Source organism: Oceanobacillus sp. M60 (genome assembly GCF_053839645.1).
Genome location: NZ_JBSSNH010000001.1, coordinates 325,777 through 345,744, shown reverse-complemented (window position 1 = coordinate 345,744; position 19,968 = coordinate 325,777). Strand labels below are relative to the sequence as shown.

The 19,968-nt window shown below is 36.8% G+C and carries 19 protein-coding genes and 1 pseudogene; 11 read left to right on the top strand and 9 right to left on the bottom strand.

The window, feature by feature from the left end; genetic code table 11:
- Positions 1-121: 121 nt before the first annotated feature.
- Complete coding sequence (locus tag ACW0TQ_RS01770; protein ID WP_212928647.1) at positions 122-1,669, bottom strand: helix-turn-helix domain-containing protein; 1,548 nt, start codon at positions 1,667-1,669, stop codon at positions 122-124.
- A gap of 201 nt (positions 1,670-1,870) precedes the next feature.
- On the opposite strand from ACW0TQ_RS01770, the gene ACW0TQ_RS01765 reads away from it, so the two are divergent.
- The 7 genes from ACW0TQ_RS01765 (at position 1,871) to ACW0TQ_RS01735 (ending at position 9,584) form a co-directional block, all read left to right on the top strand.
- On the top strand, positions 1,871-3,436 hold the full coding sequence (locus ACW0TQ_RS01765) for a PTS transporter subunit EIIC (protein WP_042531908.1): 1,566 nt from the start codon (positions 1,871-1,873) through the stop codon (positions 3,434-3,436).
- Positions 3,437-3,456: 20 nt separating this feature from the next.
- Positions 3,457-4,839 carry a class-II fumarase/aspartase family protein gene (locus ACW0TQ_RS01760; protein ID WP_455725277.1) on the top strand — a complete coding sequence of 461 codons (1,383 nt, stop codon included), beginning with the start codon at positions 3,457-3,459 and terminating at the stop codon, positions 4,837-4,839.
- Positions 4,840-4,881: 42 nt separating this feature from the next.
- Entirely contained in the window at positions 4,882-5,625 is a 744-nt protein-coding gene (locus ACW0TQ_RS01755; protein ID WP_042531912.1) for a Cof-type HAD-IIB family hydrolase, read from the top strand.
- Between the two features lie 37 nt (positions 5,626-5,662).
- Entirely contained in the window at positions 5,663-6,151 is a 489-nt protein-coding gene (locus tag ACW0TQ_RS01750) for a PTS sugar transporter subunit IIA (protein WP_042531914.1), read from the top strand.
- Between the two features lie 199 nt (positions 6,152-6,350).
- Complete coding sequence (locus tag ACW0TQ_RS01745; protein WP_042531916.1) at positions 6,351-7,388, top strand: AbrB family transcriptional regulator; 1,038 nt, start codon at positions 6,351-6,353, stop codon at positions 7,386-7,388.
- Between the two features lie 19 nt (positions 7,389-7,407).
- Positions 7,408-8,259 (top strand): DUF72 domain-containing protein, encoded by an 852-nt coding sequence (locus ACW0TQ_RS01740; RefSeq protein WP_212928644.1) that lies wholly within the window; start codon positions 7,408-7,410, stop codon positions 8,257-8,259.
- Positions 8,260-8,561: 302 nt separating this feature from the next.
- Positions 8,562-9,584: a serine hydrolase domain-containing protein gene (locus tag ACW0TQ_RS01735; protein WP_042531920.1), complete on the top strand. Its 1,023-nt coding sequence runs from the start codon at positions 8,562-8,564 to the stop codon at positions 9,582-9,584.
- Between the two features lie 41 nt (positions 9,585-9,625).
- Here the strand turns inward: ACW0TQ_RS01735 and ACW0TQ_RS01730 are convergent, their stop codons facing one another.
- The gene (locus ACW0TQ_RS01730) at positions 9,626-9,982 is read right to left on the bottom strand and encodes a DnaJ family domain-containing protein (protein ID WP_042531921.1); all 357 of its coding nucleotides are present in this window, start codon (positions 9,980-9,982) and stop codon (positions 9,626-9,628) included.
- A gap of 58 nt (positions 9,983-10,040) precedes the next feature.
- Complete coding sequence (locus ACW0TQ_RS01725; protein ID WP_212928643.1) at positions 10,041-10,406, bottom strand: YugN family protein; 366 nt, start codon at positions 10,404-10,406, stop codon at positions 10,041-10,043.
- A gap of 194 nt (positions 10,407-10,600) precedes the next feature.
- Between ACW0TQ_RS01725 and ACW0TQ_RS01720 the strand changes: the two are divergent.
- Positions 10,601-11,254 (top strand): annotated as a pseudogene (locus ACW0TQ_RS01720) (Rpn family recombination-promoting nuclease/putative transposase).
- 48 nt (positions 11,255-11,302) lie between these two features.
- Positions 11,303-11,755, top strand: a complete 453-nt coding sequence (locus tag ACW0TQ_RS01715; protein ID WP_455725276.1) for a hypothetical protein — start codon at positions 11,303-11,305, stop codon at positions 11,753-11,755.
- Between the two features lie 69 nt (positions 11,756-11,824).
- Here the strand turns inward: ACW0TQ_RS01715 and ACW0TQ_RS01710 are convergent, their stop codons facing one another.
- From ACW0TQ_RS01710 to ACW0TQ_RS01700, 3 genes are all read right to left on the bottom strand, one after another.
- Complete coding sequence (locus ACW0TQ_RS01710; protein WP_042531926.1) at positions 11,825-12,484, bottom strand: DUF6320 domain-containing protein; 660 nt, start codon at positions 12,482-12,484, stop codon at positions 11,825-11,827.
- Between the two features lie 5 nt (positions 12,485-12,489).
- The gene (locus ACW0TQ_RS01705) at positions 12,490-13,746 is read right to left on the bottom strand and encodes a phthiocerol/phthiodiolone dimycocerosyl transferase family protein (protein ID WP_212928640.1); all 1,257 of its coding nucleotides are present in this window, start codon (positions 13,744-13,746) and stop codon (positions 12,490-12,492) included.
- Between the two features lie 345 nt (positions 13,747-14,091).
- Positions 14,092-14,937, bottom strand: a complete 846-nt coding sequence (locus tag ACW0TQ_RS01700) for a MurR/RpiR family transcriptional regulator (protein WP_042531931.1) — start codon at positions 14,935-14,937, stop codon at positions 14,092-14,094.
- A 147-nt stretch (positions 14,938-15,084) separates the two neighbouring features.
- On the opposite strand from ACW0TQ_RS01700, the gene ACW0TQ_RS01695 reads away from it, so the two are divergent.
- Positions 15,085-16,431 carry a sodium/glutamate symporter gene (locus ACW0TQ_RS01695; RefSeq protein ID WP_455725275.1) on the top strand — a complete coding sequence of 449 codons (1,347 nt, stop codon included), beginning with the start codon at positions 15,085-15,087 and terminating at the stop codon, positions 16,429-16,431.
- Entirely contained in the window at positions 16,428-17,552 is a 1,125-nt protein-coding gene (locus ACW0TQ_RS01690; RefSeq protein WP_042531935.1) for a tyramine oxidase subunit B, read from the top strand. Before ACW0TQ_RS01695 ends, ACW0TQ_RS01690 begins: the two co-directional genes overlap by 4 nt.
- Before the next feature lie 156 nt (positions 17,553-17,708).
- Here ACW0TQ_RS01690 and ACW0TQ_RS01685 read toward each other — a convergent pair whose 3' ends face one another.
- The 3 genes from ACW0TQ_RS01685 to ACW0TQ_RS01675 all read right to left on the bottom strand — a co-directional run bounded on the left by ACW0TQ_RS01685 (position 17,709) and on the right by ACW0TQ_RS01675 (position 19,964).
- Positions 17,709-17,927 carry a hypothetical protein gene (locus ACW0TQ_RS01685; RefSeq protein ID WP_042531937.1) on the bottom strand — a complete coding sequence of 73 codons (219 nt, stop codon included), beginning with the start codon at positions 17,925-17,927 and terminating at the stop codon, positions 17,709-17,711.
- Between the two features lie 28 nt (positions 17,928-17,955).
- A complete protein-coding gene (locus ACW0TQ_RS01680) occupies positions 17,956-18,726 on the bottom strand; it encodes a 2-keto-4-pentenoate hydratase (RefSeq protein ID WP_042531939.1) in 771 nt (256 codons plus the stop codon).
- A 92-nt stretch (positions 18,727-18,818) separates the two neighbouring features.
- Positions 18,819-19,964, bottom strand: coding sequence for an alpha-hydroxy-acid oxidizing protein (locus ACW0TQ_RS01675; protein ID WP_368901521.1), 1,146 nt, complete (start codon positions 19,962-19,964; stop codon positions 18,819-18,821).
- Positions 19,965-19,968: the final 4 nt, after the last annotated feature.

The window sequence follows — 19,968 nt, the reverse complement described above, 5'->3', positions numbered from 1 at the left end:
CCCTTTCCAATCTCTGTAAAAGAAATTTATTTAAAATCATAATACCCATTTTAAAAATAATCAAACCACAAATATAAAAAAGTATGTATAAATATTTTTCTATAAGCGATGCAGGTTACTCTTACAGAAAGTGAGAAGGATAGTTTTTAATCAAGAACTCTTTCATTTCCTCAGCTGTTTTCTTTTGCAAAGCAGGCACAATATCATCAGCTAGTATTTTTCTGCGTGAACTGCTGGAAAAACCGATGTCCAACAGCTTATTAATATCCTCATCATTCATATAGAATTTTACTTTTAGGCATGTATATCCTTGTTCCTCAATAAGCGTAGCAATCCGGTTGGAAAAAGTAAGAACGTAGTCATAATCAAGTTTAGCTAATTCATGTAATTCGTTAATGTGTAGTATTTTAACAATTTTAATATCTAAAAAATGGTTTAGGGAAGCTCCAAAAAAATCTGCTTTTTCGATGGAAGAATTCGTAACAACGATAATTCTTTTTGTGTTTCTACCCAAGATTTTATTTTCATTAATATGTTTTCGGAAAATAAGCGTGAGTGTTGCTATCTGATCTGAAGATAATTGAAGCTCATTGGAAATAAATGAATCTTGTTCAATTAAATGATATAAATTTGGAAATTTCTCTGCAGTTTGATCCAGCTTATTATCATAAAAATCAAAGTGATAATCGGAACGCAGTATACATTTAAAGATGAACTGGTATATTTCTTGGAATAATTCATGGTACGAATATATATCTGTAATAATAGTTGATTGAATGCCGGAAACAAATTGTATTATTTTTTCTTCCAGCCACCGGATTTGAATAGATACGTTATTTTCCCTGTTCATGGTATCCAAAGAGAATAATATATGATTCATAACCTGATTCTCCGTTGAATGCTCAACCAATTTAAATGGTGACGAGAAGGTCAGGCTTGTATGAACTTTTTTATTTTCATAGTAACCTAGATGATTTCTATAAAGTGCAATCATTACATATAGAAAAATAAACTTCTTAGAAGGATAAGATAATTCTATATTCTGTTGATGGATTATATTTTCAATCATATTTTTAACTTGGCTGTGAATAAAATTTGTTTCGGTTAAAACGTATTCTGAAATTAATACTTCCATTGGATTATTAGCTTGCCGAAGATATAACGTATTATTCTCATCCAGCTCAAATAGTTTGACTAAAATTTTTGTGCCTTCTATACGAATTAGGGTTTCTTGACCAGTAATACGAATCCCTTTTTTACGAACAATTTCTTTGGAAAGCCCTGCTTGTTTTAGTTGATTTGTCAAATGACGGTTATCTTTTTTCTTGGTGCTCATACTTAATCCTAAATGCTGATATAATCTGGAGGTATTGACAACTTCTTTTAAAAGGGATTGCACAATAATAAAAGATAATCGCTCCTTTTGTGATGGGACATATTCATAAAAAGGAATATTTTGAACGATTTGGATATATTCTTTATACGTCATCTTACTTTGAATCTTGTGGTTTTTAGGGACAAGCTGCTGATGCTTGGCTAAATAGGCATTAATTAAATCAATTCTTCTATAAATACTTCCCTCGCTTCGATTGAAAGCTTTTGTATTTGATAAATCAATCTCACCATGCTCTTGAAGGTGATTAAGTAATTTTAAATCAAGTGAGTCCATAGTTCCTTTCCTCCTCATGAAGTATCTTCAAAAAGTATATTGGTTCTTTCTTCTTTTAAAAGCACAGGTGAAAGTTAATTAGGCCTGTCCATTTTAAAATGAGGGGTAATTTTTTGAATAGATTTCTATTGAAAAACTTCCTTGTTATACCCCTGATATAATTCTACACTTAGTTTAAGAAATAAGGAAGGAAGAGAAGGTATGAAATTAAATAACGTTAAAGATACAATTCAAAAGTTTGGAAGATCTTTGTTATTACCGATTGGTGTAATGGCACCTGTTGGGATGCTTATGGGGATTTGTGGAGCTTTAGGACAGGATTATATGATTGAGAGATTACCTTTTTTAGATAATACGGTGGTCCAAACAGCTATTCATAGTTTGCAGGATATTACAGCAATTATTTTTGAAAATATACCGCTTCTCTTTGCTATGGGTGTCGCATACGGGATGTCGAAGAATGAAAAAGGAATCGCTGTATTTGCCTCTGTATTAGGTTATTTAACCATGCTTGTTGTAATGAATGTATATCTGACAGTGACAGGCACACTAGCTGAAGATCCCGAAACGATGTCGCAAGTAGGACAAGGCGTCGTATTAGGAATTCAAACCTTGCGAATTGATGCTTTTGGAGGGATAATCGCTGGTTTAATAGCTGCCAAAATTGCGGATCGCTTCTATAGATTAGAATTACCGCTGGCATTTGCTTTCTTTGGCGGAAAAAAATCTGTTCCAATCATTACATTTTTGGTGATGATTCCAGTCGGATTGATTATCCCTGTTATCTGGGGATTATTTACTCAATTTTTATTAAGTATTTCATTTATATTTATGAACCAGCATTTTGGCGTCGGCGCTTATTGGTTTGCGCATCGTGCATTAATTCCTTTTGGACTCCATCACGTACTTGCTTCTGTTGTTCGTTTTTCGGAAGCGGGAGGCGTTTACCTGATTGACGGTCAAAATTATATTGGTATTTTAAATGCTACAAATAAGATTTTATTTGATTTAGGTCCATCGCATGAAGCATGGGATCGCTTAATGCCTGATTTAGTAAAGTATTTGGCGTCTGGTCAGATGTTGATTACCTTGTTTAGGATTCCGGCCATCGGTTTAGCAATGTATCATACCTCTTTTGCATCAAATAAAACAATTGCTAAAGGAACTATTCTGACAGTCGTATTAACAGCATTCTTAGGGAATGTAACGGAACCGCTTGAGTTCTCATTCTTATTTATTGCTCCTTTGTTGTTTGTTGTTTATATCATATTAAGTGGTATTATGGCGTTACCATTAAACTTTCTAGATATTTCAATCGGCTACATCCGGGGTACGATATTTGACTTTGGTATATTTGGCTTATTGTATGAAGGAACGAATTGGTACCAGCTTGTTCTTTTAGGTATCGTAAACTTTATTGTATTCTATTTTGTTTTCCGGTTTGCGATTACAAAATGGAATTTAAAAACACCTGGACGTGAAGCAGAAATTAAAAATGTGAGTCTATTAAAAGAAAAACGATACCCTGAAATTGCGGGAATTGTTATTGAAGGACTTGGCGGAAAAGAAAATATTAAGAATGTAGACAATTGTGTTACCCGATTAAGAGTAGACTTATATGACGATGAAAAAGTTGACCTGGAAAGATTAAAAGATTCTGGTTCATCCGGCTCCTTTATGGCTCAAAAAAATCATATTCATGTCGTATTTGGACCACACGTTGAATTTGTCAGAAATGCAGTGGATGAAAAACTATATTCAAAATAAAGCATAAGGGAGCAGGAAGTATGAGAGCGTTATATGATTCCAAAACAAAAACAATGTATGATTACGGGATAAGAGAATTATTAGATTCCAACCAAAAGTATCAATCGTGGCTGGACGTTGAAGCAGCTTTAGCAACTGCTCAAGGAGAATTGGGCATCATTCCTCAAAGAGCAGCAAAAAATATTAATGAAGCAGCGCGAATAGAAAATATAGATTTAGAAGAGATGGAACGATTAAAAGAAAGTGTTGGACATGGCTTTGTACCCTTTTTAAAAGTTTTCATTAAAGCATGTCATGAAGAAAGCGGGAAGTACGTGCATTATGGGGTTACAACGCAAAATATTCAACAAACTGCACAGCTATTAGTTACATCAAAAATACATGATCGCGTAATGAACGTACTTGCTGATATTTTATCTCATTTAGGAGAATTGGCAGAAAAACATAAAAATACAGTAATGTCTGGACGTACACATGGAAGACATGCCATTCCCATTACGTACGGATACAAAGTTTCTGTGTGGATTAGTGAGACGATTGATTCGATAGAGAGATTATCCGAAGCGGCCAAACGGACGTTTCAAGTAATGATGGGTGGAGCTGTCGGTTCATTTAATACCTTTGGAGAAAAGGGGATAACACTGCAATCAGAAGTGGCTAAACTGTTAAATATGAATACCATGCCGGTACCGTCAAGAAATATAACGAGTCATAAAACGGAGTATATTCATGCGCTTGCTTTATTAGCAAATGGTTTTCATAAAATTGCTGAAGAAGTATATTCTACATCTATTGAAGAAATCGGAGAAGTTTCCGAAAGCTTTGAAAGTGGTACGATTGGTTCCAGCACGATGCCGCATAAAATTAATCCCAAGCTGTCAAAAGGGATTATCGCTAACGCCCAAAAACTCTATACGCTTCCACAGCTTTGTTTAAATGCTGCTGCAAGGCCCTATGAAGCTGATAGCAGCCAGTATATGGTGTTTGATGCTGCACTGGAAGAAGCAATAGAATTAATTACAGAAGTGGTTTTACGGACAGAAGAATTGACGAAAAGGATTTCTGTTCATGTAAATAAAATGAAGGAAAATGCTTCTCTGAATAAAGGGTTAGATAATAGTGAATTTATTATGATGGAATTAGCAAAGAAGCTTGGAAAGGATAAAGCACATACGGTTGTTTACAACAAAGCGATACAAGTGCAGACAGAGGGAAGTTCATTTGTAGATGCTTTATTAGAAGATAAGGATGTAAACCAAATGTTTTCTAAGGATGAAATCAAAGGTATGCTGCTTCCGGAAAGGTATGTAGGTGCAGGAAACATTATTGCTGAAGAACAAGCTAAAAGAGCATTCCGTATCTCTGAAAAAATTAAAAAAGATTTACCAGAACAGGATGCTTGATGAAGAAAGAAAAGACTGTCCCTTTTTAGGAGTGTATGCAGTATGATTAAACTTGTTGCTGTTGATATGGATGGAACACTTTTAGATACGAATAAACAAATATCCAGTGCAAATAAAGGCGCTATTAAAGCTTGTATAGACCAGGGAATTAGAATCGTTCTGAGCACAGGCAGGCCTTTTAGCCATGTAGAACCATACGCGGATGAATTAAAACTGAATAATTTTTTTGTTACAGCAAATGGGGGACAAATATTAAATATGGAAAAAGAAGTGATTTCCCAGCACTTTCTTTCTGCCAATCATTTATTAAGACTTACTCACTTTTGTGAAACAAAAAAATTAAGGTATTGGGCATTAACTACGAAAGAACTCTTTAAAAATCAGTTTCCAGTCAATTATATGGATAAAAACTGGTTGAAATTTGGGATTCGGCTGGACACAGAGAAAGAAGCCGATCGTCTTCGCAAATATTTAACAGAAACGAATCTATATGAGGTCTCAAATACACTGCCAACGAATATTGAGTTAAATCCTTTAGGTATAAATAAAGCAACTGGTATTGAATTTGTTGGTAAACAAATTGGAATTGAGATGAATGAAGTCATGGCAATAGGAGATGCACTCAATGATGTCAAACTTATTAAAAAGGCTAAGCTGGGTATTGCGATGGGGAATGCTCAACCAAGTGTTAGAGAAATAGCAGACTTTGTAACAAAAGATCATAACAATGACGGTGTAGCATTTGCGTTGAATAAATATATTTTACATGATAATAAATTGTTTTAAAGAAATAAAATCAATATAAACTTAGGTGGGTGAGATTATGCTTGGAAAGCTTTTTAAAAAGAAAGGAAGTAACGAAATAGAATTATTTGCGCCTGTTGATGGAGAAATAGTTCCTTTAGAGGAAGTACCTGATCCGGTGTTTTCTGAACAAATGATGGGCGATGGAATTGCTATTAAACCATCTAATGGCAAGGTGGTATCGCCAGTTGACGGAGACATTGTACAAGTATTCCCGACGAAGCATGCGGTAGGAGTTAAGGCTGGAAATGGAGCAGAAATTTTAATCCATATTGGCTTAGAAACAGTGGCATTGGATGGAGAAGGATTTACCGTTCGCGTGAAGGAAGGAGATAAAGTGAAAAAAGGAGATCCCCTTGTTGATATAGATTTAGCAGTTGTAAGCGAAAAAGCTTCAAGTACTGTTACACCAATGCTAATTACAAATATGAATGATATCGAAACTTTAGATAAACAGGATGTGAAGCAAGTTCGAGCTAGTGAGGATGTAGTTATTACTATTAAATAAACGGATATACTAATAAGTTGATTTTGTTAGTACAAAAAAAGACAAGAGCATATAACCGGAAAAAGTAGCGGCTTTTCGCTTTGAAGTGGAAAGCTGCTGCTTTTTTATATTTCTTTTCAATTTTACTTCCAAATTCGAAATAATCGATTTTCGTATTTGTGTAGAAACGTTATAATAGAGAAAGAAGGAAGGGAATTATATGATATTTTTATTCCTGAGAACGATTGCAATTGGTCTCTTTGGAGCTGTTATCTTTACCGTAATTGGCCTGCCCCTGCCTTGGCTGCTTGGATCTATGATCGTGACACTATTATTCCAATTAAAATCATCCTGGAAAATCGTTTGGGATTCAACTTTTCGTAATATCGGACTGGTTATTGCCGGATATACGATTGGTTATGCTTTTACATTAGAAGCGCTGCAGGATATGGTAAATTATTTTCCAATGATGATTATTATTAACATTATCTTTTTACTTTTATTTATTGGTGTCAGTTTTGCAGTTTCAAAGTGGGCGAGGCTGGATATTGGAACAGCAATGGCTTGTTGTGCTCCGGGGGGATTGCAGCAGGTAATCGTCTTTGCGGAAGAGCAGAAAACCTTGAATATAACCGTAGTGACGTTTTATCAAGTCATTCGGCTGCTGGCGATTATTACATTGGTTCCGTTTATTGTTTCCAGTAATAATGGTGGTGCGGCCCCCGATAACACAACAGAAAGCTATTCATTGATTTTATTTGGTTTATTGATTCTATGCTACATAGTGGGAATGGCCTGCAAGCTGATCAAAGTACCTACCGCCTACTTATTAGGACCTGTTTTCTTTATCATGATATGCAATCTGTTGTCTATTCAGGTCCCAAGGATGCCTGAAAATTTACTGCATGTTGCCCAGCTGTTTATTGGGATTTATGTAGGCTTATTATTAGAACGGGATAAGCTGAGGAAAATGAAATCACATATTGTGTATGCGGTGGGTTCGTGTGTCATATTAATTAGCGTGGCTTTTTTAATTAGTGAATGGATGGCCCATTATTTTATGGATTTTGCGACCAGCTTTCTGAGCGTAGTTCCAGGCGGTGTAGATCAAATGGGGATTATCGCTGCTTCGATTCAGGCGGAAGTAACGGTGGTGACCTCGTTTCAGCTGTTTCGGATTTTATTTTTATCCATTATCATCATTCCATTTGTTAAATATATGGTGCGGCGGGATCAAATGAAGAAGGTAAGAGAGTAATGTAAGAGAGGTGTTTAAAGTGATTCAAATTGGCTTAACGGGATGGGGAGACCACGATTCTATTTATGCAGATGATACAAAAGCGCATGAAAAATTACAGGAATACAGCAGTCATTTTCCGGCGGTAGAATTAGACTCCTCCTTCTATGCGGTACAGCCGATTCGTAATATGGAAAAATGGGCGAGGGAGACGCCGGAGAATTTTCAATTTATCGTGAAAGCCTATCAGGGAATGACCGGGCATGATCGGGAGGAAAAGGATAACCCTTTTGAAACGAAGGCAGAAATGTTCCAAGCATTCAGGGAGTCGATTGTACCGCTGCAAAAAGCAGGAAAATTGGGAGCTGTGCTGTTTCAATTCCCGCCGTGGTTTGACTGTACACACGAGCATGTGCAATATTTACGCTATTGTAAAAAGGAAATGAAGGATATTCCTGTTGCTTTGGAGTTCAGACAGCAATCCTGGTATGAGGAAAGATTTCAGCAGCAAACCTTGCAATTTATGAAACAAGAAGGCTGGATTCATACTGTTGCAGATGAACCGCAGGCTGGTGAAAAGTCGGTTCCTTTTGTGCCTGTTGTGACAGTAAAAGATAAAGTCATTATCCGGCTGCACGGAAGAAACGTCCACGGCTGGAATTACTCGGGAAATGTGAATTGGCGGAAGGTCCGTTATTTATATGAATATAACGAGCAGGAATTAACAACGATAGCCGAAGAGGTAAAAAGGTTAGAAAAGCAATGTGAAGAGGTTATAGTATTGTTTAACAACAATTCTGGAAGACATGCAGCTGGAAACGCGAAGCAGCTGCAGCAGATGTTAGGAATTGAATTTGATGGACTGGCTTCACAGCAGCTGGGGCTGTTTTAATTAAATGTATGAAAGAGATAACCAAATTTATGAGGTTTCAACCACCATAGATTTGGTTATTTTTTGAGCTGCAACATATTGTACTTTATTACGAAACAAGAATTAACAAGAAAGAAATGCTTTTGGTTAAGTTAACAGAAACAGCCGCCTCTTTAAATTTTCAGAAAATAAGTATATAATAACCTTAACCTTAACCTTAAGACGAACGGAGGAAACTCATATGATTCGTTATATGGTATGAACATCTTAGCGGACTCCCTTTTAAAATCATAATTAAACAAAGATTTCAGGAGGGACAAAAAATGAATATAGAAAATAAGCGGAACAAACTGATGGAAGCGCAAAAGAAATATCATTTTTCAGGAGCGTTCTATGCTAAAAAACAGGCTGAAGTCATCACAGGAAGCAGCGGCTATAGAAATCGAGCTGAGAAACTAAAGAATCAGACAGATACACGATTTGGTATTGCCTCGGGGTGCAAATTGTTTACTGCAGTTGCTGTAGCTAAGCTGGTGGAAATGGGAAAAATAACTTTTGCGACAAAGCTGCATGATTGTGTAATGGAGGAGTTTCCTTATTTTGATAAGAATATTACCATTCACCATTTACTGACGCATACTTCTGGTGTGCCGGATTATTTTGATGAGGAAGAGATGGATGATTATGAGCAGCTGTGGGAGTATCTGCCAATGTATAAAGTCAGGTCGCCAAAAGATTTTCTCCCGCTTTTTCAACATAAAAGGATGCAGAAACATCCAGGTGATTCCTTTCAATATAATAATTCAGGCTATATTTTATTAGGCTTGATTGTAGAACAGGTTGCCGGCTGCAGTTTTTCTTCTTTTGTAGAGGAACATATTTTTAAAGCGGCAGACATGAGCGATTCAGGATATTTTGAAATGGATGATTTGCCGGAACGGACAGCATTAGGTTATATGGAAGACTCAGAGGGCAAATGGAAAACAAATATGTATTCCCTTCCGGCTAAGGGCGGCCCGGATGGGGGCGCATATGTTACTGTAGCTGATATGGCTAAGTTCTGGAAGGCTTTGAAGAGCTTTCAGCTGTTATCTGAAGAAATGACGAAGCAGGTGTGTCAGCCGCATGAATGTGTGTATGCAGAAGAAAACATCTTCTACGGCTACGCTGGTTATATGGAATTAGACGACAATAAAAACATTATAAAGCATATTCAAATGGGCTATGATCCGGGAGTCAATTTCCGGGCGGTTCATTATCCGTATGAGAAGAAGACGATGATTGTTTGTTCAAACGAATCCGAGGGAGCTTATGAGCTTTTAAAAGAGATGGAGCGCATCATATAAACAAAGAAAGAGGGATTAACCACAGCAGGTTGACCCCTCTTCTAGCGAAACAGTTTATTTCTGATCTTTTTTGCATATCTATGAAAAATACGGCTTTTATCAAGTTTTCGTTCTTTGGTTAAAGTTTGAAATGCAGCCTGCTTCTCTGTATAATCCGCCTGCATTTTATCTTCTGTTGCTATTTTCATTAAGTCGTGATGCGATATATACTGCTTCTGATTTTCCTGCTCGTCAGAAAGATAGCCTGCCCGTTTTAAAATACGGAAAGATTGTTTCACTTCTTCGGGCAATCCTGCAAATTCATCCCGCAAATCTAGACGCTCTCCTTTGCCCGGCAAATTATTGAATTCTCCATCATCCACTGCCTTTTTAATTTGCTCTTCTACAAAGTGATACATAAAGCTCCTCCTTATGCAATCTATCTTTAAGTATGCTGGATGAAAAAGAAAAGTTCAACTAAAGATTGTTATCGATATGGTTGATAATCTGCTGCACAGCCTGTTCCCCCTTAAGTTTCCAATCATATAAATCTGGTTTATGAAGATAAGCTTGAAATGAATCGAAATACCGAATGTCAGCGTGATGGATAATTTGAGGATTTCCAAATTCAATTTGAACAGGTGGCTGGTTATGTTCTTCTTGCAGCACCCGGTAGGGAAGATACAAATATAGTTTTCTCTCTGCCTGACTGGAAAGCAGCCCATTAAAATATCCGTGGTAGTTACTATTTTCTGCTATCGTAAATCCAAGCTCTTTTAAATACAGCTTTAATTTTAGGAAAACTCCTTGCTTACCCGGCAAATTCGTATGCAATGCGATCATTTTTAGTTTCTCCTTTTCCATTCTGTTATGACTAGTTTTGCCTTTGGGAAAGCGAAACATACGTTAATAAGAGACTATTCCATCTGTGGAAATTAAATAAATAAGGACTTGATTGAGGAACGTTTGTTCTGTGCACTTTATTTAGATAGCCATCTCAGAAACTCACCTTATCAAAATAAAAGGATGTGTTTTTTATGCCCCGAATATGTCTCCGAAAAGTATACTCCTCATCAGAAACACCCTCTCTGCATGTACAGGAAGAATCCAGGTCATACAACAAATATCAAAGAAGAAAAGAGCGGACTAACAAAGCACTGCATCGAATACCGGATATTCAATTAATGGATTTAAAAGTAGACTATGCTTTTAAACAACTATTTGGAAACGAAAAGAATAAGGATATCACTGTCGTCTTTCTCAATGCCATTTTAGCCAAATCAGGAAGCAGCCCGATTCAGCAGCTTTACTTTCAAAATATCGAAATCGGCGGCGAATATGAAGAGGACAAAAAGTCCAGTTTAGACCTCTTAATTAGGACGGAGAATAAAGAATAGGTCAACATAGAAATTCAAATCAATAATGCGTATAATATGATTAAAAGATCGCTGTATTATTGGTCGAGACTTTTTTCGGAACAGCTGAAAGAAGAGCAAAGCTATAAAGAATTGTACCCTGTTATTAGTATTAATATCATGCATTTTAACCTGCTGGATGAAACGGACGCCTTTCATAATATCTTTCGTTTATATGAGATGAAACAGAAATATCCATTAACCGATATGGTTGAATTTCATTTCTTGATAGATATCATTATAGAAGTGATTCTTTCGTCGGTCTACCGTTCCTAACAGCAGCAGCCAGCGCGTTAAGACATCTTCCCACTGGAGGAGATTGCGATGGTCGATAAAACGTTAAATGTTGCGATACGGGTCTGGGAAGATTTAAGCCGTACAGAAGAAGAACGGCGGGAATATGAAATCCGTTTGAAGCAAATTTTAGATGAGCAATCTAAGAAGCGGGATAGAGAGTTGTTAGAGCAGGAAATGAAAGAAATGAAAGAGCAAAGAGAAGAAATGAAAATGGAGAAAGAAGAGCTGAAAGCAGAGAATGAAGAAATAAAGGCGGAGAAAGAAGAAATAAAAGAACAGAGGAAAACAATGAAAGCGGAGAAAGAAGAAGCAGAACGCAAAAGGCTTGAAACGGAGTCCGCACTAAAGGAATCTGCAAAACAAATGGCACTCAAAATGTTAGAGCAGGGGATAAGCCAAACGGCTATTTTACAGGTGACGGGTTTAACTCTACAGCAATTTGAGGTTATTCAGCAGGAATTGGGAAATAAGAATAAATAGATTGTAACGTACTAGTATAAAACAACAAGGCACATGCTGATAAATGAAGAGACAGCATGTGCCTTTATGCTAAAAATGAAATCGCCGAACAATTTCATTTTTCATCGTTTTTTCCGAAAACAGTACCATACCAATCAGTGTCATCAAAGCATAGAGAGCTGTTGCAGCACTTGGCCATAATACAGTGGACCACGAACTTAAGAACAGAATAACAGGAAGGAAGCCGAGAATAACCATCGTAGTCATATAACCGATGTATTCACGCCACTTCATAGGTTTCCGCAGCACAATGATTGTTACAAGTAACGTTGCCAGCGTAACAAGAAACGGAATAACATAGTGAATGGACCATTTAGAGCTTCCGGAAGCTGCATCTAAAATAAATAGCATAACAGAGAGTGCAATAACTTGAAGAACCACCTTGGACCCAATGTGCGCTCTGGAAAGAATGGTATGATTTATGGTTAACAGACTGTATAGTACTGGGCTTAACACATATAAAAACCATAATTTATCCGGGTTAGTCAGTAAATTAATTAATATACTGGTACTGACAATAAAAATAGCAACAAATAAGACAAGCCGCTGCGCAAAACGGCGTCGTTTGACTTTGGTTTCATAAATAGGATAATATTCATTGTCTCCTGATTTCTGAGAAAGCTTATTCTTGCAGAGTGGACAATATTGCTGTTTTGTATAGGTATTGCAATTATTGCAATAATGTTGCATTGTTTTCACCTGCTGTCATTGGAATAGACCTCTATCTCCAGGTTATATGTCTTAGAAAGTTCTCTGAAAAAGGTACGAATAATATCCGCTTCTTTAATCATTCTGGAAAATGTGATTACAAGTTCATCGCCAACTGCAATCATCGCACCATTAATGGGACTTTTCTTGGTTGGATATAAAATGAGTTCCATATGTGAAATATGTGATTTCATTGATTCTGGAAGCTGTACTTTTCCGACGTTTGTCATCGTCATTGCTTTGGTACGCTCACTAAAGCTTCTATATCCATAACGTATGGCATGGTATTTTAACGGAAGCGGAATGAACCTTGCTGTCAGTCTAGTCTGCCATTTGACCCGGTCATTAATACTTTGCTGTAAGCTTTCTCTCCGTACTTTTTCCCGTAATTGCTTTGATATTTCTGTAATGATTTCTTCTAAAGTTGTTTTCTCTGTTACTGCCATCCCGATATTAACCACACCAAAAAAATTACGAAGTGTATTTGAAGGAAAAAGATTTCTTAAATTGACAGGAATGGCGATTTTTATTTCCTCCTGATAAGCACGGAATTTCAATCTCTCTTTATAAATAGCTGCAATAAGAAGTGCTGAAATAAACGCAGTAATAGTCGTTCCATGCGCTTTAGCAAGCTGGTGTACCTTTTCCGCACTCATTTTTCCGTGGACGGCAACTGTCTGATCAATTGCTCCGCCGCGAATTTGATAGGAAGGTGCTTCTTTAAATTTTTCGGGTTTTTCATCCGTAACATAATTCTGATAGCTGTCATCGCTTTCGTAATAGCTGGGTTCATCGTGAATATCAATTAATGTACTTGCATAGCTTACATCTTTCCCTAAATGAACGAGATACTGATAAACAAGTGCTTTAATAAATTCTAAAGCGCCAGTGCCATCTGTTACAGAATGAAAAAATTCCACAGCAATTCTTTTTTTATAATAAGTAACGCGCATTAAAAATCCATTTGTTTCCAATGGGTCAATGGGAGCGCATGGATATTGATTTTCATAATGCACAAAAAGCTTTTCTTTATTCTCCACAAGAAAATCCCAGAACACGCCTTTGCTGAGCTTTACAGCAAACATAGGCAGACGCTTAAGAACATCGTCGAGTGCGTGCTGAAGCTCATCAGGTTGTACGGGCTCCTTCATTACCGCAGCCATCCGAAAGACGGAAGAATTCGTCTGTTCAGACACAGCGTGAAACATTTTCCCCGCATTATCAAGTTTGTACCATTCATTCATCTTACGCACACCCCTGTTACGTACTGCTTTGCTTGTATATTGTTAATTTGAGTAAAAACCAATTCTTTTATTACAGAGAGCGTCCAAAAACTTCTGCCTTAAAATAAAGAGTGAATAAAATTATTTAGTCAGGAGATAAAGGCGCTAACTCCCTGAACCGCTCAACTAATCAATCAGTGGGAGAAAAACAAAAATACCTACTGTTTGAAGTGTGTTTATAAGCTTTATTTTTTACTTTAACAGATGACGCTCTTTTTTTATACTATGAAAAATATCGATATAAAAAAATGGAGTTAAGTTTTAAACACAAAAAATATTATATAGATGTTTTCACAACCCGCTCATTTACATTGTAGTAATATGATTATCTTGATGCACCTTATTTAATTCTGAAATTTTAGCAACAGAATCCGGATCTTTTTTTCCTAAGTCAATGATGAGTGATTCGATTAAAGCAATAGCAGGAATAATACTGTAGCGATTTTTACTCTGTCCGACTACTAAGTGTGCATCACTATCAGGAATAATAGGACATGTTTCGATATCGGTAATCAGAGCGATAGAGATGTCTTTATGGTTACGGCAGTATTTAACAAAATCAACGCTTTGTTTTGTGTAAGGAGACAAAGCAATTACAATTAATAAATCATTTTGGTGAAATTTTAAAGATTCATCATATAAGAAATCATTGTTGCCGCTTAATTGTGTTATATTGTCCCTGATTCCCCGAAGCATCAATTCAAAATAAAGCGCAATGGATACCGAGGTTCTCATGCCTAGAAAGTACAGCTTTTTTGATTGGAGGAGCATGTTTAGAAATTGAGTATATTGCTTTAAATCAAGCTCTCTTAACATGGATTCAATATCTTGTATGCTGCTATATCCAACCTTCATCATGGAGTTCTCTGATTCGTCTATTTCCTCTAATGATTTTTGTAAATGCCACCATGTATTTTTTTTATTATTGAAAGCATATTTGATGATGTCCTTTTTAAAATCTGGATATTTTTTATAACCAATTTTATCAATAAACCTTAGGATGGTTGTTGTCCCTACCTGGCTGTTTTTTGATAATTCATTAATCGTCATTGTTGATACATCATCTATATTCTGAATAACATATTTACACAGACTTTGCTGTTGACGGGGTAAATTATTCTGAATAGCTATTAATCTATCTTTTAAGTCCAAAGTTCATTCCTCCTTTGTAATTATAATTATACCAGTTTGGAGAATATATTATAATTAAGGAAAAATAATTCCTTTTTAAATATTTTGGTTTATTTTTTCCTAAATTAATGATATAGTGTTATAAAACAACATGAAAGGGGTTACAATATGGAGTTTAATGTTTGGGATATTTTAATCGACTTTGGTATCATTTCTGCACTATTGCTGGTTGGAACTTTTCTGAGAGCAAAAGTGGGAATATTTCAACGGTCGTTTATGCCTGCAAGTATTATTGCCGGAATCCTTGGTTTGCTTTTAGGAAGCCATGGATTGAATATATTGCCATTTTCAGAACTAATCAGCACGTATCCTTCTTTATTGATTGCAGTAGTATTTGCTGCGCTTCCTTTATCAACACCAAAATTTAAATGGTCAGATATGTTTGATAAAGTAGGAAGATTATGGTCTTATTCTCAGGTTATTATGCTTCTTATGTGGGGAGGGGGATTATTATTTGCATTAGCGTTATTAGTACCGATATTTGATGTGCTTAATGGATTTGGTTTGCTGCTTGCAGCAGGTTTTGTCGGAGGGCATGGCACCGCAGCCGCAATAGGAGAAGCCTTCCAGAGTCAGGGATGGGAAGAAGCTACTACATTAGCAATGACTTCAGCAACCATAGGAGCTATCTTAGCGATTGGAATAGGGTTGCTATTAATAAAATCTAATGCAAATAAAGGAAATACAAATTATATTAGCAGTTTTGATAAGCTTCCCAATGAATTGAAATCTGGTTTATTACCGAAAGATAAGCGAGATCCACTAGGAGAAAATACAGTATCAAGTATTTTAATTGATCCTTTTGCATTTCATCTGATTCTTGTTTTGATTGCTACTTCAATTGGGTATTATCTAAGCCAACTGGGCGAATCACTCTATGCAAGTTTATCCATTCCAGCATTTTCTCTTGCTTTTTTAGTCGGTCTATTACTGAGATATTTTTTAGAATGGATTAAAGCAGACGATTATGTTGATCATAAAATCATGAGCAGTATAGGGGGGAATGCAACTGATTTTCTAGTTGCATTTGGCATTGCATCTATCAACTTGACGGTAGTTGCTGATAATATTGTGCCATTTAGCATTCTTATTATATTTGGCATCATTCTCAGCTATATTTTTTATAAAGTTTTATCAAGGTATTATTTCCAGGAAAATTGGTTTGAAAAAGGAATTTTTACATTCGGGTGGATTACGGGGGCTGTTGCAACAGCAATTGCATTATTAAGAATCGTTGACCCAAAATTAAAAAGCAATACGTTAGATGAATTTGGGTTGGCGTATATACCAATAGCGCCAGTGGAAATCGCAATTATTACATTTTCACCGCTGCTTATATTAAATGGGCATCATTGGCTCTTTGTCGTGATTACGATAGTTATTAGTTTCGTGATATTAACAGTATCCTACTATAAAAAATGGATTATATTAAATTCAAAGGAGAGATCAAAGTGAGTGAGAAGGTAGAATTTTTATACTTACAGGAAGAAGAATTAATTGAGGCTGGTGTTCTTGATATGAAAGAATGTGTCAGCACCATTGAGGAAATGTTTCATCTTATAGGGAAAGGCGATTATATGCTGGGAGGACCAAACAGAAATGATCATGGTTTAATGCTTTGGTTTAATAAAGAGGAGCCATTTGAAAATATACCAAAAGCAGGTCCAGATCGAAGGTTTATGTCACTTATTTCCTATCTCGGAGGAGCATTCGATGTAATAGGTAATAAATGGTATGGCTCTAATGTTGAAAATATGGATAAAGAACTGCCGCGTTCCATTCATACTTTTACACTTAATGATAAAGAAACAGGAGCACCGCTGGCAATCATGGCGGGGAACTTAATCAGTTCTATGCGAACGGGTGCAGTGCCTGGAGTTATTTCAAAACATCTTGCTAAGAAAGACGCAAAAGTTTTAGGTGCTGTTGGAGGCGGTGCAATCAATCAGTCTTGTATCGAAGCAATAGCAAGTTCCGTTAGTACGCTTGAAAAGATTGTCCTTTTTGATATTAATTTAGAAAAAGGAAAACAAATTGCTGATAAATTGGAAAGGCAATTGAATCTTTTCGTTGAAGTAGTCGATGATTTGGATCACTGTATTCAGCAATCCGATATTGTAACTGTTGCTACATCTGGGAAAATTAAGCCAGAAATAAAGAAGGAAAGTATAAAGCCTGGGGCGCTTATCATTCTTACAGGAGCAGCAGATTTATCTCAAGAAGTTTACAATCAATCAAGAATCGTTTCAGATTTATGGTCTATGCATAAAAAATGGCTGGAAGATGGATTATCACATCCTGATGGTATAGCCAGCATTCGTGATTGGACGATGTCAGGTCAACTATTAGAGCTCATCCATAACGGTGAATTTGATGACAGCACGGTTGATGATATCGGGGATATTATTTCAGGTCAAAAGACGGGAAGAAATACAGAAGATGAAGTTATTATTTGTATGACTGGAGGTCTTCCTACAGAAGACGTTGCCTGGGCATATAAAGTATATCAAAATGCATTAAAGAACAATATTGGAACAGCGCTTCCGTTATGGGAGAGCTCCTATTTAACAAAATAAATTAGTTTTCCTGTTTTCATTGAATTCTGCAGCTAAATTGAATAATAGAAAAAATAATGGATTGCTATTCTGATTGATTATGAATAGCAATCCCATCTTTAACTTAAGACTTGAATAAGAAGTAACACCATCCACTGCCTGATGTTACTTCTTATTCTAAATATAGAAAACAAGGTAAACAGAAAAGGCTCCAAATACAATAATATAAAAAAGTATTTTAGCAAGTGTCGGCTTCTTGTAACAATCGTAAATTGCAGGTACAGTAATTAAAAAAAGTGCAATAATCATAGTTGCTGTATTTAAGAAAAAAGTAATTAAAATCCCTGCAATAATAAATAAAACCCCTGATATAATATTCTCTTTCCTATTTATCATAAGTCACCCCATATTCTCTATATCACGCTTAAATCAAGGTTATTTTCACACTGCCAATATCACGGTAGCTGGCAAGATATTCACCTGCTTCTGCTTCAAATGGCGAAATAAATGTTCCAGAAGAAACCACCATGCCTTTTTGCAAAGACAAGTTATGACTGGCTAATTTCTCCACAAGCCATTTAACCGCATTGACAGGATTATCTAATACCGCATCAGAGCATCCGGTATGTGTTGTTTTTCCATTATATTTTAAATCGAGATCAATTGCACCGAGCTTTTCTATGCTGGGAGAAGGAACAGGGCTGCCTGTAACTATTCTGCCTGTTGCTGTATTGTCAGATAGCAAATCCATTAATGAAAAATTCGGGAACCAGTTGATATATCTTGCATCTGGAATTTCAATTCCCGGAGCAACAGAAGTTTTTTCGATGATTTCCTGAACATCTGCGTTGTTTGAGATATCTTCATTGATGAAAAACATCAATTCAGGTTCAATCAAGGGAGAGAATAAATGGGATAGGGCATACTCAGCATCTCCCTGTAACACTTGTGATGTCAGAATGGTTCCGTAGGCAGGCTCGTGTGTATCAGCAATTGCCTGTGTTTCTTTGCTGGTCATACTGATTTTATAGCCCGCGACCGAATCACCCTCCTGAACACGTTTGTTAATAAACGCATGCTGCACTTGATATGCTTCGTCTTCGCTGATTGTATAGTTTTCACGAATAAATGAAACGGGCTTATGCGCCTCGTAAGCTGTTTCGATATGTGCTAAAATTTCGGGAATAACGCTCATGCTTAAAATCTCCTTATAGCTTTTTCATAATATTATATGATTATGATGAAAGAAAAGAGCGTCTCCGTCAAGAGGCCGCTCTGTATATATACTTAGTTATCAGCAGCAATTTTCAATGTGAGCTGCTTTACTTCTTCTATTGTCTTAGCTCCAGATAATGCCATCGATACAGCAACTTCTTGCGCAAGGTTAGCGAATATCTTCTGAACGCCTGCTTCTCCCTGAAGTGCAAGCGCGTAGGTATACGGACGCCCAAATAAAATCGCATCTGCGCCAAGCGCCAGGGCTTTGATGACATCTGCTCCCCGGCGGATGCCGCTATCAAGCAGCAAGGGGAAATCTGGACCAACAGCTTCGCGTATAGCTGGTAATGCTTCCAGACTTGGTATGATTCCGTCCATTTGTCTGCCGCCATGATTGGAGACAATAATCCCGTCTATTCCGGCTTTTATTGCTTGTTTTGCATCTTCAGGATGAAGGATGCCTTTTAGAAAAATTGGCAGCTTCGTACGTTGACGTAATGCCGTTATATTGTCCCAATGAAGGGATGGGTGATGAAGGTTTTCAATAATTGATTCAACTTCATCCTGTCCATCCTTTAAGCCTTCTTGAAATGCAGGATCCTGGACATAGTTTGCTTTTCCATACCCTTTTTTCAATGGGGAGTACTGATGCCTCATATCATCTTCACGCCACCCGAGAATCATAGTATCCACGGTGACCACTATCGCTTCATATCCGGCTTTTTCTGCGCGTTCTGCCATACTGTAGGAAATAGCATCATTATTGGACCAGTATAATTGAAACCATTTTGGTCCATGAGGAACAGCTTCCGAGACTTCTTCGATAGATCTTGCTGTAACAGTGCTTTGAATGTATGGAATATTCATCGAAGCCGCAACATTTGCAATGGCAAAGTCAGGTTCTTCATGAACCATTTTTAAATGTCCTATCGGAGCGACCATTAATGGGGAAGCATATTCTTTTCCTAAAATACGTATAGATGTGTCCACTTCGGAGACATTACGTAAAAACCTGGGAATAATCGAATATTTCTCAAAGGCTTCTCTGTTTTTTCTTAACGTTTCTTCCCCGCCGGCACCAGAGCGGATGTGGCCAAATACTTCTGCCGGCAGGGCATGCTTTGCTGCAGCTTCAAGCTGTGCAGTGCCAGTTGGAAAGGAATCTTGTATGGTTATATGCTCTAAGAAAGAGCCTTTCTTGGATGAGGTTGTCATATTT